The sequence below is a fragment of the Nostoc sp. ATCC 53789 genome (assembly GCF_009873495.1).
Taxonomy (GTDB): domain Bacteria; phylum Cyanobacteriota; class Cyanobacteriia; order Cyanobacteriales; family Nostocaceae; genus Nostoc; species Nostoc muscorum_A.
Genome location: NZ_CP046703.1, coordinates 5419161 through 5433593, shown reverse-complemented (window position 1 = coordinate 5433593; position 14433 = coordinate 5419161). Strand labels below are relative to the sequence as shown.

General features: G+C 41.0%; 12 protein-coding genes and 2 pseudogenes. 8 read left to right on the top strand and 6 right to left on the bottom strand.

The window, feature by feature from the left end; translation table 11 throughout:
• Nucleotides 1-79: 79 nt before the first annotated feature.
• Nucleotides 80-589, bottom strand: coding sequence for an N-acetyltransferase (locus GJB62_RS22615; protein WP_114083404.1), 510 nt, complete (start codon nt 587-589; stop codon nt 80-82).
• Between the two features lie 308 nt (nt 590-897).
• Here GJB62_RS22615 and nrdJ (GJB62_RS22610) point away from each other — a divergent pair.
• From nrdJ (GJB62_RS22610) to GJB62_RS22600, 3 genes and pseudogenes are all read left to right on the top strand, one after another.
• A pseudogene (gene nrdJ / locus GJB62_RS22610) lies at nt 898-2127 on the top strand (ribonucleoside-triphosphate reductase, adenosylcobalamin-dependent); the annotation flags it as partial.
• 310 nt (nt 2128-2437) lie between these two features.
• Nucleotides 2438-3511, top strand: a pseudogene (nrdJ, locus tag GJB62_RS22605) (ribonucleoside-triphosphate reductase, adenosylcobalamin-dependent); the annotation flags it as partial.
• Between the two features lie 188 nt (nt 3512-3699).
• Entirely contained in the window at nt 3700-4713 is a 1014-nt protein-coding gene (locus GJB62_RS22600) for an NAD(P)-dependent alcohol dehydrogenase (RefSeq protein ID WP_114083403.1), read from the top strand.
• A 71-nt stretch (nt 4714-4784) separates the two neighbouring features.
• Here the strand turns inward: GJB62_RS22600 and GJB62_RS22595 are convergent, their stop codons facing one another.
• From GJB62_RS22595 to GJB62_RS22580, 4 genes are all read right to left on the bottom strand, one after another.
• Nucleotides 4785-5456, bottom strand: a complete 672-nt coding sequence (locus GJB62_RS22595; RefSeq protein WP_114083402.1) for a glutathione S-transferase family protein — start codon at nt 5454-5456, stop codon at nt 4785-4787.
• 240 nt (nt 5457-5696) lie between these two features.
• Entirely contained in the window at nt 5697-6824 is a 1128-nt protein-coding gene (locus GJB62_RS22590) for an aryl-sulfate sulfotransferase (protein ID WP_114083401.1), read from the bottom strand.
• A gap of 103 nt (nt 6825-6927) precedes the next feature.
• Nucleotides 6928-7965 carry an NADP(H)-dependent aldo-keto reductase gene (locus tag GJB62_RS22585; RefSeq protein WP_114083400.1) on the bottom strand — a complete coding sequence of 346 codons (1038 nt, stop codon included), beginning with the start codon at nt 7963-7965 and terminating at the stop codon, nt 6928-6930.
• A 484-nt stretch (nt 7966-8449) separates the two neighbouring features.
• The gene (locus GJB62_RS22580) at nt 8450-8620 is read right to left on the bottom strand and encodes a hypothetical protein (RefSeq protein WP_159402548.1); all 171 of its coding nucleotides are present in this window, start codon (nt 8618-8620) and stop codon (nt 8450-8452) included.
• A 388-nt stretch (nt 8621-9008) separates the two neighbouring features.
• On the opposite strand from GJB62_RS22580, the gene GJB62_RS22575 reads away from it, so the two are divergent.
• The 5 genes from GJB62_RS22575 (at nt 9009) to GJB62_RS22555 (ending at nt 13046) form a co-directional block, all read left to right on the top strand.
• Nucleotides 9009-9734, top strand: a complete 726-nt coding sequence (locus tag GJB62_RS22575) for a Crp/Fnr family transcriptional regulator (RefSeq protein WP_114083399.1) — start codon at nt 9009-9011, stop codon at nt 9732-9734.
• A gap of 201 nt (nt 9735-9935) precedes the next feature.
• A complete protein-coding gene (locus GJB62_RS22570; protein WP_114083398.1) occupies nt 9936-10682 on the top strand; it encodes a Crp/Fnr family transcriptional regulator in 747 nt (248 codons plus the stop codon).
• An 80-nt stretch (nt 10683-10762) separates the two neighbouring features.
• On the top strand, nt 10763-11494 hold the full coding sequence (locus GJB62_RS22565; protein ID WP_114083397.1) for a Crp/Fnr family transcriptional regulator: 732 nt from the start codon (nt 10763-10765) through the stop codon (nt 11492-11494).
• A 156-nt stretch (nt 11495-11650) separates the two neighbouring features.
• Nucleotides 11651-12061: a response regulator gene (locus GJB62_RS22560; RefSeq protein WP_114083396.1), complete on the top strand. Its 411-nt coding sequence runs from the start codon at nt 11651-11653 to the stop codon at nt 12059-12061.
• Between the two features lie 313 nt (nt 12062-12374).
• Nucleotides 12375-13046 carry a peptidoglycan-binding protein gene (locus GJB62_RS22555; RefSeq protein ID WP_114083395.1) on the top strand — a complete coding sequence of 224 codons (672 nt, stop codon included), beginning with the start codon at nt 12375-12377 and terminating at the stop codon, nt 13044-13046.
• A 255-nt stretch (nt 13047-13301) separates the two neighbouring features.
• Here the strand turns inward: GJB62_RS22555 and wecB are convergent, their stop codons facing one another.
• Nucleotides 13302-14432 carry a UDP-N-acetylglucosamine 2-epimerase (non-hydrolyzing) gene (gene wecB / locus GJB62_RS22550; RefSeq protein WP_114083394.1) on the bottom strand — a complete coding sequence of 377 codons (1131 nt, stop codon included), beginning with the start codon at nt 14430-14432 and terminating at the stop codon, nt 13302-13304.
• Between the last annotated feature and the right edge of the window lies 1 nt (nt 14433).

Genomic DNA, 14433 nt, shown 5'->3' with positions numbered 1-14433 from the left:
TAATAAATGTTGGATATATATGCGATATTGTTCTATTTTTCCAATTCTAAAATCACCTCATTGTTAGGCGTAAATAATACTATACTTCCTCAAAAGCAGCCGGATAAACAACCTTACCTTTATACTTTTTTTCATAGCTTTGCAGTGTTTTAACCATGAAGACATCCTCTGGTACTAGAAAAGGAGACTCGATTTCATAAATAATAGAAGGCTGAAAGCCAAAACGATTATAGAAATGAGGATGACCAAGTACAATAACTACGGCTTCTTTCTTTGCATCTGCTTTTTCTAATCCTGCTTGTACCAGTGCGCTACCAATACCTTGTTGTTGAAACTGTGGATGAACCGCTAAAGGTGCTAGACCGATTACCTGTAGTGTTTCTTCACTCACTAGGTTAATGTAGCTGAATAAAATATGACCGACTACAACATTTTCAACTTCTGCAACCAGAGAAAGTTCTGGAATGTAGCGGTCAGAACGGCGAATTTTATCTACAAGTTTAGCCTCATTTTTCTGCCCAAAAGCTAATGTATTCACTTCAGCTATTACTGTACAATCTGCCAGAGTTTCACAACGAATATTGATCATTTTAAAACTAATTCCATAAAAATCCAGTTTGCTCGATGTTCGAGTAAGCAAATTTTATACCTCCGCTAAGTAATTACACAAAAATCGGTATAAAGAGAATTTACTTATAAGTTAATCTGTGCCAATTAAAACTCAATATCGAGATTCTACCCAAGGGTGAGGGACATTATACATTATAAATTTCTGTTGTAATTAGTGCTGAGTAGAGCTAGCGTAAAGTGGACAATTTGACAATCTTTAATACTCAAACTACTTGGCGTATAGTCATAATCTGTCCGCACGCAACAAGAACGCAAGACACTTAATATATGGTTCGAGAGCTAGAAAGAAAACGCCAGAGTGCAAAGTTTCCCGAAACAGCACCGGCTGCGAATCCCGTATTTTTTAGAACCTATAGCCGCCGGACAAAGGCGGGACTAAGGGAAACATGGGATGAGGTATGCGATCGCACTCTCCTCGGCTTAGTCGAGTTGGGAAAGCTCACTCAAGAAGAAGCTGCCATACTGGATAAGATGCAGCGCAACTTGAAAGCTATGCCCAGTGGACGCTGGCTATGGGTTGGTGGCACAGACTGGATAACCAAACCAAAGAATTTTTCCGGCGCTTATAATTGCACCTCTACCAATCTCGAAGACTGGAGTGCCTTCGGATTAATGATGGATCTGGCAATGATGGGCTGTGGTACCGGAGCCGTCCTAGAACCACAATTTATTAACCAGTTACCTCCTATCCGTAATCAACTGAATGTCACTGTAAAAGGTGAAATTGGCAGCACTCCTGTGCAACAGCGACGTGAATATACTCAAACTCATATAGAAGGCAATAACGTCACTATTCACGTGGGAGATAGTCGTGAAGGTTGGGTTGAATCATATCAAGCCCTATTAGAACTTTCCACTAATGAACAGTTTTCAGCAGCAGTTGAAGTATTAGTTGATATCAGCGATGTCCGAAAAGCCGGAGAAACTCTTAACGGCTTTGGAGGAGTTGCTAATCCTGTGAAATTGCCCGGACTTTATCAGCGTTGTGCATCTATTCTGAATAAAGCTTTAGGACGACAATTAAATTCAGTTGAATGCTGTCTATTAATCGATCAAGCTGCTGTAACAATTGTTGCCGGTAATATTAGAAGATCAGCTGGCATGAGGCAAGGTTCTAGCGAAGATAGTTTGTTTGCCGATGCCAAAGATAACTTATGGCAGCAAGATGAAAATGGCAATTGGCGAATCGATCCAGAGCGTGATGCACTCAGGATGGCAAACCATACCAGAGTTTTTCACCGCAAGCCAACCTTAGAAGAATGTCTGAATGCTGTTCGCAAACAGTATTATAGCGGCGAGGGAGCGATTCAATGGGCTGGTGAAGCTGTAGCGCGATCAAACATTGATTTGCTGCCAACACAAGCTCTAAAAGTTGAGTTTTTACAAGCTTATGAACAAGGAACAGCAAAACAGTGGTTAGAAGAACGTTATTCAAATCTTGATGCTAATGAGTTAGAACATCGTTTAGCTCGCTATGGGCTAAATCCGTGTGGTAAGTGATTTTGCCTCACGTTAAAAACCTCGCAAAAACGGGGAAAGCTGAGATGCTAATCCCGTGGTAATCAAAGGAATTAAAAAGTCTTTGACACCGTACAGCGTAGAGAGTGAAACTAGATAACATGAGAAATTTGTGTCTAGAATATAATCTCTCCAAGAGTGCGGGGGTGGATGTGAAAAATACTTGTGTTGAGCGGAGCCGAAACACTTTTATTATCTGAAGTCACATCTGCAAAAGGTACGCGGAGCTACTGCAAATAATTAAGCAGTAGAACTAGAGGATAAAAAGCCTCTAGGGTAACAAAGAAAGGAAATCATCGGTAGTAACTTCCACTGTAATTTGTCAGAGGTTCACCTTAATCAAATCGACCCACGTAACTACAAAGAACAAGAAGAAGCTTTCACTGCTGGGGCGTTATCTGTTGCGGCACTTTTAAATCACAAATTCTTAGAACCACGCTATCAATACAGCCGTGAATTAGACCCGATTGTGGGAGTTTCTTTTACAGGTTTATTTGATTTCTTTGTCCATGCTTTTGGTGTTGATTGGCTGCGCTGGTGGGAAGCCGGAAGACCTGCAACTCCACAAGGTTTAGCTTTCAAGCGTGAGGAAGAAAAATATCTAAGTTCTTGGAGAGATATTGTACATCGGGTAGTTTGGGATTATTGTGATCGCCACAATCTCAAACGTCCCAATCGCTGTACCACAGTCCAACCCAGTGGTACTAAGGCTTTGTTAACTAATGCTAGTTCAGGATGGCATCCTCCCAAAGCCCAAAGATTTATTCGCCGCATCACTTTCGGCAAAAATGATCCAGTAGCTTTAGCCTGTATTGACTACGGTTATAATGTCATTCCCTCACAATCAGACAAAGATGAACAGGGCAATTTGCTCAACGATCCCTTTGATTCACGGGTGAGTGAATGGTTGGTAGAAATCCCTGTTTCTGTATCTTGGGCAGATTTACCAGGTGCTGATGAGATTGATGTTTCTAAGTTTTCAGTCTTAGCCCAATTTGATTTTGTCCTCCAGGTTCAACGCTGGTATGTGACTCATAACACATCAGCTACTTTGGAACTGCGTTCTGATGAAATCGAACCTTTAGGACAGAAAATCTATGAAACTATTCAGAGCGATCAGGGGTATATTTCAGCAGCTCTTTTAGCTCGTTTTGATGACTTGCAATCATTCCCCCGTTTGCCATTTGAACCAATAGATAAACCAACCTACGAGCGCTTGAATCAAGAGGTGAAAGCACGGCGGAAAACAGATGATTTCTGTGCAGTCTTAAGCCGCTACGATTTAGGTGAAATGTCAGAGGCTGGCCCTAGTGGTTGTGATTCTGATAAGTGTATGTTTCCCGATCAGCAACCAAGCTCATAAGGCGAAATAACATCAATTTAGGGTAGGCACTGTTTATTTATAGGACTTAAGCACGAGTTACGGAATAACGAACCACAGAGACGCAGAGGATACAGAGAAATGAGAGTTTGAGAAATATTGTGCGTAAGTCCTAATTTATTACAATAAACAGCAGTGGTTTAATATGACATTAAACCACTGCTTTTTGTATGAAAGCTTACGAAATTCAAAGCAACGGCGGGATTGATGCGATCGCATTAGTCGATCGCCCTGAACCAAAACCAACTGCGGGACAAGTTCTCATCCAAGTCAAAGCAACATCCCTAAATTACCGCGATTTGCTCGTCGCTGAGGGTGCTTACGGTGCTGGACAGAAGTATCCGTTAATTCCCCTATCTGACGGTGCGGGGGAAGTCGTGGCGGTAGGCGAAGGTGTGACACGGGTAAAAATAGGCGATCGCGTCGCTGGTATTTTCTTCCAAGACTGGATTTATGGCTCTTTAACCAAAGAGAAAATGAAATCCGATCTCGGAGGCGGCATCGATGGAATGCTAGCTGAATATGTCGTATTACACCAAGATGGGTTAGTGATATTACCAGACTATCTATCCTACATTGAAGGGGCAACTTTACCCTGTGCAGCAGTCACAGCTTGGCATGGACTGGTGACAAAAGGCAATATTGGCGCAGGTGATAGTGTTTTATTACTCGGTACTGGGGGAGTTTCGATTTTTGCTCTCCAGTTTGCCAAGATACATGGTGCTAGAGTAATTATTACTTCCAGCAGTGATGATAAATTAGCACGAGCTAAACAGCTTGGTGCTGACGAGACAATCAACTACAAAACAACACCAGATTGGGAAAAGCAAGTTTATCAATTAACTAATCGCACAGGTGTAGATCATGTAATAGAAGTAGGTGGTGCAGGGACTCTGCCAAAATCATTACAAGCAGTCCGTATTGGGGGACGGATTAGTTTGATTGGCGTATTGTCAGGAAGAGGAAGTGAAATTGACCCCATGCCAATACTTTTTAAGAGTTTAACAGTTCAGGGCATTTATGTCGGCAGTCGGGAAATATTTGAGGCGATGAATCAGGCGATGCAACAGCATCAAATTAAACCAATTATTGATCGAGTTTTTCCATTCACTGAGGCACGAGAAGCTTACAGTTATCTCAAAAGTGCGGCTCATTTTGGGAAAGTCGTAATTCGTAATTCGTAATTGTAAAGAGTTCAATTCTATGTTTCAAGTGGGAATTTAAACCCCACTTGAAACATAATTATTAATTACGTTTAAACAGCAGCGAGAGTAGGCGCAGCGAATTTAGCATATCGCTCTATGTAGAATTCCTTAGAGTTTGCGATCGCTTTCACAGATTCACGCTCTTTCAAAGCATGTTTCCACTGGCGTACACGGGTAAACTCTTCTGGTATCCCAAAACCACGATACTGCTTTAGTGCAGCCCAGCGCTCAAACCAGGGGAAATAGGTGAAATCGACCAAACTGATAGATTCACCAAACCAGTAAGGACCTTCCCCAGAAAGCTTTGCCAAACCTTCGTTTTCAACGAATTCCAGGTGTTTGTATAGTTCCTGTTTAGCTTCTTCTTGTTTTTGCGGATCTGAACTCCGCAGTAGGGTAGAAAAAGCGGGGACGAATCTGGTGTTAGCAAAATCGATCCAGATACGAGCCTGCGCCCTAGCAGCAGGATTGCTAGGTAACAGTGGTGGATTGGGAAATACCTCATCGAGATACTCGTTAATTACTGCTGATTCCCAAACTCGGTTATCGCCATGAGTTAGTGCAGGTACTTTACCATAGGGGGAAACTTTGGTAAACCCTTCAGGCTTGTTCTGCAAATCAATCTCAATCAAATCGAAGTCAATGCCCTTCTCTTGGAGTACCAAACGGGTACGGTGAGCATAAGGACAAACAACTGCACTGTATACTTTGATTTGGGCCATGTTTAAGTACCTTGGTAAATAGGACTTGTTAATCGGCATTGGGAATTGAATTTGAATCCAAAATCCCAAATCTTCAATTGTTAGTGTCCTGAAGCCCCTTTGAGGCGCATGAAGCGTGAAAAATTCTCGACACTAACCAAACTTTTAATATGAGAAGTTCGTAGTAAGGACTTTAGTCCTTAATTTTCTAAGCACTTCAGTGCTTACTACGTACCAGGCTTTTATTAGCTTGACAAACTACTAAAGCCAAGGCACTTCTTCAGGTGCATAACGGAAGGCGCGGAAGACTGTATTCTGCTCCCCACGAGTGACCGGCGATTTCTCACCTGGAATATTCCGAGTTGCAAAGTAGGGGTTGATGTATTCCCAAACAATCTCTCCTGCAACTGTCACCTCGAATATCCGGCCGTAAGCACCTTCTGTAATCAAGGTATTGCCATTCGCTAAACGTTGCGCTCCTGATATGTATGCACTGAAGAAATTTTGAGGCGGGTTATCGGTATATTCCCAAACTATCTCTTTCGTTTGACGGTTTACCTCAATCACACGGGAGAAATTGAGAGCGACGTTACGGCGATGTGCGCCATTGTCGAAAATCAGGATATTACCGTTAGCTAGCTCGTTCGGAAAGTGCTGCTGTGCTAGCACGTCATCACCCAACGTCCAAATAATTTCTCCGGTTTTGCGATCGATAATGACAACTGTGGATATATTACGAAAGCTGACTATAATGTTGCCATCAGCGAGTTCTCCCACAGTATTTCCATGAGTCCATTCATGTCGATGATCCTGGGGCGTAATGGTAAATTTATCTGGATCGAGGTGTTCGTGGGCGTGCCAAGTCCAAACAATTTCCCCTCCTGGAGTCACTTCATAAAGCACATCCGCATAGATATTCCCATCTGGTTCTGTACCTGCTACGCCGCCTTTGATTTTGGGAACCAAAGACTGAGGTATCTTTTCAATGGCGAGTATAATTGTGTTGCCATTAGCTAGTCTGCGCCCATCGTGATGATGATCTGGATGCTTATATTCCCAAATAATATTTCCTTTGGGATCTGCCTCTAAAACAACACCACTTTTAAAAGCAGCCCACAAAGCAAAACGTAGTGGTTCTTCTGGTGGAGTCTTACCGTTATAAAAAAGGTTGCCATTAGGTAAGAGATAACCATATAACCCTGGTGGATATGGCAGATTCCACTGGTGTACTACTTCTCCTTCTAAGTTCAAAAGATAGACTTCACCTTGACCTGTCAGAGGCGTGAAAAGTGTGTATCCTTTAAATACTTTTTCGGGATTGTAAGCTCTTAAACCAGTACCTCGACGACGAATAGTATTCTGGTCAATTAATGTTGCTGTAAAAGTCATATTTTACCTACTAAATATCTAGGTGTGAATCTAAGAATTAGGACAGAATACATCGCTTACCTCTACTCGTTTCTGAACAATTCGGACTCACTACTCAGCACTTTTATGGTGCTGGGTTTGGAGACTGAGCATGAACTATATCCAACTCTTCCAAAATGTCTTTACTGAGAACTACATCTACACTTTCCAAATTCTCTTTGAGTTGTTCTAGTGTCGTAGCACCAATAATTGTGCTAGGGACAAACCAACGACTCCGCACGAATGCCAAAGCCAAATGTACTGGACTTATTTGATAGCGCTTGGCAATATCTATGTAAGCTGCTACTGCTTCACTAACTTTTGGTTTTAAGTAGCGTTGACCAAAATTTTCAAATAAACTGAATCTTGCTTTTTCTGGTTTGCCATTCAGGTATTTACCAGTCAATAAACCAAAAGCCAAAGGACTATAAGCTAGTAATCCAATTTCTTCGTAATAAACTGCTTCTGCTAAGGCTCCATCAAATACTCGATTTAGTAAGTTGTAAGCATTTTGAATAGAGACAACTTTGGGTAATCCTAATTGTTTAGCAGCGTTACTAAACTGTGCTACTCCCCAAGGAGTTTCGTTACTTAAACCGATATAGCGAATTTTTCCTGCCTTAATGACATCGGCAAAAACTGCTAGCTGTTCAGCGATAGGAACTGTTTCTCCCACTTGAGTCGGATCGAATACCGTTTGCCCAAATCTTGGCACGTAGCGATCTGGCCAGTGGATTTGGTAGAGATCAATATAATCAGTTTGTAATCTTTTTAAACTATCATCTACAGCTTGTTTGATATTATCACGATCAATTGCTTTGGCTCCATTACGTAACCATTTAAAGCCACGTCCAGGGCCAGCAATCTTAGTCGCTATAATCAGTTGTTCTCTTTGTTGGCGTTTTAACCATTCCCCAATATAAGTTTCAGTTAATCCATAAGTTTCGGCACTTGTTGGAACTGGGTACATCTCCGCAGCATCAATAAAGTTTACTCCTTGAGCAATAGAATAATCTAACTGAGCATGGGCTTCTTCAATAGTATTTTGCTGTCCATAAGTCATAGTGCCCAAACAAATCTCAGAAACTTTTAAGTCGCTCTTGCCAAGTTGGTTATACTTCATGTTTTCGTGTTGTTATTCTGTTTGATTTAACAGTGATATTTTTGTTGGAGATTTTACATTTTGTCAAGTACGTTATTATTTTTAATTAACTTAGCTTCAAACAAAACTTAGTTTGGCACTAAGCCAATATAAATTTTTCAGCAAAATATTATTTTACTGAAACTACTAAAAATAGATAGTTAAATCGTATTTAATGAATGAAGTTGCTTATTGTTGCATAAAGTAATCCGATAAGTAAGCTAGTTTGTGGAGTCATAAAAATCTAAAATTGTAGTACAAAGTACTTGCTTTTATTGGGTTTTTGTGGAATAGACTGTTTCAGCCCAAGCATATACTACGATAAATCAGTTAATCTACCGTAGTATACCAAAAATCTTAAGATTATTCTGGAATTAAGTCTTAATAAATGTTCATATTAATATGCTTCTGAAAAAGTATATTATTTTCGTGAACAATCAAAATATACCGAGTCTATCGGGAAAGGTCACAATATCCGATCGCAACGACAAAGACTTAGGGTTGCAAGGACTTGTGCAACCAAGGATTTTTTGCTGCGATCGCTGACAAAGATGCTCGTGTCTATATGATGAGTAAACGTAATTTGACTTAATTCTGCGATCGCAACTGCAATTCCTGTGAAATTTTCCAATTTCAATTGTTGGGATTCCTTAGCTTTAAACCCACCTACTGATTTTTTTATACTTCCTATTAACTTCGCTAAAGCCAGTATATAGCAAGAGAAATATAGTTTGTTGCAGTAGTATGTAGCTAATCATTTGCTATTAATTTGTATTATTTATTCAGTCTTTAGATAGATGCCTCATACATCTATTCCAAGTTTTTTGATTTATAATCTAGATTTTTTTTTACTATGAATAACTAATTTAGTTATGTTATATTATAGATATAAGTATAAAAATCTCAATTTTCTATTATAAGTTTTTCAGAAAAATACATCTTTTGACATTAGGGTTAGACTCTTGATTTTCTCCTTATGCCGCAAGTTGCCTTTTCTAGAGACTGCTAGATTCAGGAGAATCCCAATGTCATTAGATAAAAATACCTTTGATCAACCAGCAAATAATTTGCTGGCAGTTCTGCCGTTCAGTGATTATGAGCGTCTTGTTCCCCATCTGAAGCTGGTTAAGCTCTCAAATCGGCAAGTACTTTACGAACCTGGAGAACCCATCACAGAGGTCTATTTTCCCAATAAGGCAGTGGTTTCTATAATTACCACAATGGAAGATGGCTCAACTGTGGAAGTTGGTTTAGTAAGTAATGAAGGCATGGTAGGTATGCCCGTAATTTTAGGAGATAACATCACAACCACAACCGCATTTGTGCAGATTCCAGACAGTGCTATGCAGATGGATGCAGATATACTAAGAAGCGAGTTCAATCGGGGTACAGCTCTCCAAAGCGTGCTGCTACGCTACGTGCAAGGTGTATATACTCAAATAGCACAAGGATCTGCGTGCAACCGTCTTCATAAGCTAGAGGGGCGGCTGGCTCGATGGTTGCTAACAGTTTCCGATCGCCTGGAATCAGATGAATTCCCGCTTACGCAAGAATTTATCTCGCAGATGCTGGGTGTACGTCGCGCTGGTGTCACCGAAGCAGCTAACATCTTGAGTGAAGCCGGAATGATCACCTACCACCGTGGTCAGATTAACATCCTGAATCGAGAAGCTTTAGAAAAAACCTCGTGCGAATGTTATCAGATTATAGAAGATGAATATATCCGTTTATTGGGCAATAAGCTTAAATAAACGGCAAAAATAATTTTTTTTAGCTTCTATGTGCGAAAACGCACAGACTCACACAAGTGTGTTCATTTAAGATTTTTTAGATTGTGCCCATGTTCCTTTAGAGAATACACCTTTTGACATTAGGATCAGATCCTTAAATTCTTTCCTTGTGCCCTGAGTTGACTTTTCTAAAGTCACCTACCTTAAGGAGAGTGACTTCTAATGTCATTAAACAAAAACCTTTTTCAGCAACCACCAAATAAGCTGCTTGCAGCCTTACCAGCTAGTGATTATGAGCGTCTTCTTCCCCATCTAAAGCTAGTTAAGCTTCCAGTTCAGCAAATTCTTTACGAAGCAGCCGAACCGATTACACAGGTCTATTTTCCTGATAAGGCAGTGGTTTCTATAGTCACCACTATGGAAGATGGCTCAACGGCAGAAGTTGGGATAGTTAGCAATGAAGGCATGGTGGGTATCCCAGTAATTTTAGGAGACAACACCACAACCACAACAGCGTTTGTGCAGATTTCGGGCGCGGCTATGCAAATCAATGCAGATGTACTCAGAAACGAGTTCAATCGAGGCGGAGTTATTCAAAAGCTACTGCTGTGCTATGTACAAGCTGTATACTCTGAACTAGCGCAAGGAGCGGCTTGCAACCGTCTTCATACACTAGAAGAACGGCTAGCCCGATGGCTACTGACAGTCTCAGACCGTTTGGAATCAGAAGATTTTCCACTCACGCACGAATTTATCTCCCAGATGCTAGGTGTACGTCGTTCTGGCGTGACGGTAGCGGCTAGCACCCTCAGCCGAGCCGGAATGATCAGCTACCAACGTGGTCATATTAGCATTCTGAACCGAGAAGATTTGGAAGCAACTTCCTGCGAGTGTCATCAAGTCATACAAAACGAATTTGCTCGGTTACTGGGCTTTTTGCCCAGTAACCGAGCCAAAAAAATTTTTTGAGTTATGTGTGCGAAACCGAACAGACTCGCAATAGTAACTTGATTTAAAGTATTTTGAGGAAATTTCTCTTTTAATGTTCAGTGAGTGAAAATACTCTTAAGCCGCAAGTAAATAGATTACTAGCGGCTTTGCCAACTAGTGATTATGAGCGTCTTGTTCCGCACCTGAAGTTAGTTTCACTTCCCACTCGGCAAGTTATTTACGAACCAGGAGAACCCATCACAGAGGTCTATTTTCCCCAAAACGCAGTGGTTTCTATAGTCACTATTATGGAAGATGGTTCGACGGTGGAAGTTGGGATAGTGAGCAATGAAGGCATGGTGGGTATCCCAGTAATTTTAGGAGGAAATACAACAACTACAAAAGCGTTTGTCCAAGTTGCGGGCGCTGGAATGCAAATGGATGCAGATGTTCTCAGAACCGAGTTCAAACGAGGCGGAGCTATTCAAAAGCTGCTGCTGCGCTATGTACGAGCTATATATACAGAACTTACGCAAGGATGTGCTTGCAACCGTCTTCATACACTAGAAGAACGGCTAGCTCGTTGGCTTCTAACAGTTTCTGACCGTCTGGAATCAGATGATTTTCCACTCACGCAAGAATTTATCGCCCAAATGCTAGGTGTACGTCGTTCTGGTGTAACAGTAGCGGCTAGCACCCTGAGCCGAGCCGGAATGATTCGCTATCAGCGTGGTCAAATTAGTATTCTCAACCGAGAGGATTTGGAAGCAACTTCCTGCGAGTGTTATCAAGTCATACAAAAGGAATTTGCTCGTTTACTGGGGAATCAGCCAAGGCGTGATCGCCGATGAATCAATTTTCTAAGTTATTATGTCCGAAACCGGACAGACACTTAACAATTAGTTCCATTAAGATTTAGTAAAGAATGCATCAAATGGTATTTACAAACGCGTGCCATTTGATGCAATTGCTACTCTAAATGTTTGAGCTAGACGGCGGTGACAATAATGTCTAATCAATCAATGTCTTTTAAAGGTCTACGATTGCTCGTCGTAGATGATGACCCTGATACGAGAACTTTACTTACCTTCTTGTTTGAATTAGAGGGAGCAGAAATTATCACAGCTGCTTCGGCAGGTGCTGCTATAGAAATAATGTCATTTTTTAAACCAGACATCTTTATTAGTGATATTTACTTACCAGATGAAAACGGCTGCTCACTGCTCATGAAAGTCAGAAATTTAGAAGCAAATCGAGGGAGAAAGATTCCAGCTATTGCTCTGACAGCATCTGCTTTCGACGAAGACCAGAATCGGGCATTATTAGCAGGTTATGATATATACCGATGCAAGCCGATAGACTTAGATGATTTATCTTCTACAGTTGCTAGTCTAGTTACGCTCGAAGAATACGCTTGACACATTTGCATGTTTTAGGGATGAGGTATTAAGCAATAAAGCTTTAAATAAATTTAATTTATTTTGAAAATGCGATGTCTACCGAGGATTATACCAACGCCTGGTAATTTTTATACTAAATCAGCGTGTTGGCGTAGCCCTTCGTAGACATCGCATTTTTTTGGAGTTTTTTGACTAATTTTATTCTTTTTTAATTCTGCTACCAGCAAAAACCTTTGAAAGAGCAGTGATATAAAATATACTAAGAATAAATACAGAGAAGACTAAAATAATTCTCTGTGAGTACTCATTTTTTCATATAAAGGGCTGCATTATGGAATATCTTGCTTATTCTCAGATGTTTATTGCTCAAGAAGAGGCATCTGGAAACACCAAATATAATCTCCCTAAATCTCAATTAAATGGGAAAGAACCTCTTAAATCTTCTAACATAGTTATTGCTGAAAAACAGGCATCTGCAAACAGCAAATCTAAATTCAATTGGAAAAAACTACTTAAATCTTCAGCTTGGTTAGCTTTAGCTGGTGTTGGTGTATTACTTCTTGCTGCTACCCAAATTCAAATAAGTTCGGCTGCTTATGTAAAGACTAACGGCAGTTGTTTGCGTATCCGTACAGGCCCAAGCACAAATTACTCTTATGTTGATTGTGTTTCAGATGGTGCAACACTTCCAGCGATTGAAAGGTATGAAAACGGTTTTGCTCGGCTTTCTACGGGTAGATATGTTTATGCTCGATGGGTTGCTGATAGACCTAACAAACCTCCTGTGACTAGTAAACCTGGTGGCGTTGGCGGTTCAGTCATTCTTACCCGTGGTTCTAGAGGTCAGCTTGTAAGAGACGTTCAAACAGCTTTAGGTAATCTCAGAGTTGATGGAATTTACGGTCAAGAAACTGTTAACCAAGTCAGAAGCTTTCAGGCAAGTAAAGGTCTACTTGTAGATGGTACGGTGGGGCCCGAAACTAGAGCAGCTCTGGGTATTTAAAAGTTAGAGACAATTTCATCAACCAGCCACTTTTGAAAATCTCATTTCTAGGTTATACCTATTTTCTTAGAAATCTAAACTAAGGAAGTTTTAGATTAAAACTTCTCTTATCAGAGACGCTACGTGAACGGAACATCTCGCCCGTCTGAAAGCGGGCAAGATGCTCACTCCACAACATCGAAATTGTGTTGAATTGAAATAAGAAAAGTCGATTTTATACACCCTGAAAAACAGAAATTCTGTATTTTGTTTAATCTAAGTTGATATTTCGGATGAAACACCCAAGTAATTTTGCACAATCTGCAAAATGCGCTCTGCTGCATGACCATCCCCAAAGGGATTAATTGCATTTGCCATTGCTGCATAGGCATCTGGATCGCTCAGTAACTCAGTAGCAGATGCAAAAATATTCTCACTCGTAGTGCCTACAAGTTTGGCTGTACCAGCTACAACAGCCTCTGGTCTTTCGGTAGTATCTCTCAAAACCAGTACTGGTTTTCCCAAACTGGGGGCTTCTTCTTGCAAACCACCAGAGTCAGTGAGCAAAAGATGCGATCGCCCAATCGCTCCCACCAGTTCGCCATAATCTAGAGGATCTGTCAAGAAAATTCGGGGATGATTCCCTAAAAGCTCTTGCAATGGGACTCGCACTGTGGGATTGCGGTGTAATGGTAAGAGCATTGCTGTATCAGGGAACTTGTCTAAGATTTGTAAAAACCCCTCTGCGATCGCTTGCAGGGGTTCTCCCCAATTCTCCCGCCGATGAACTGTTGCTAACATAACGCGGTATGAATCCCAGTCTAAGCCTGGTACATTACAAACAGCTTGGCTTGCAGCTACATTCAACAGTGCATCAATTACCGTATTACCCGTCATGTGAATTTCACCTAAAACACCAGAACGGTGCAAATTTTCCACAGCCCAAGGAGTCGGCGCAAAGTGCAACTGAGTAATTTGAGAAATCAACCGCCGATTAGCTTCTTCTGGGTAAGGATTGAAGATATCATCAGTTCTTAAACCTGCTTCTACATGACCAATAGGGATTTTTTGATAAAAAGCTGCCAAAGCTGCGGCAAAAGCCGTTGTCGTATCTCCCTGCACCACCACTAAATCTGGCTTTTTCTCTTTAAATAACGCTTCTAACCCTTGTAAACTGCGGCAGGTAATATCATTTAAAGATTGCTGAACCTGCATAATTTCCAAATCATAATCTGCCTTGATGTTGAACAGCTGCATAACTTGCTCAACCATCTCCCGATGTTGTCCAGTTAGAATTACTTGCGACTCAAAAGCTAAAGACTTCTGGAAAACCTGAATAACTGGAGCAAGTTTAATCGCTTCGGGACGAGTACCCAAGATAATGCAAACCCGTTTTTGATTAGTCATT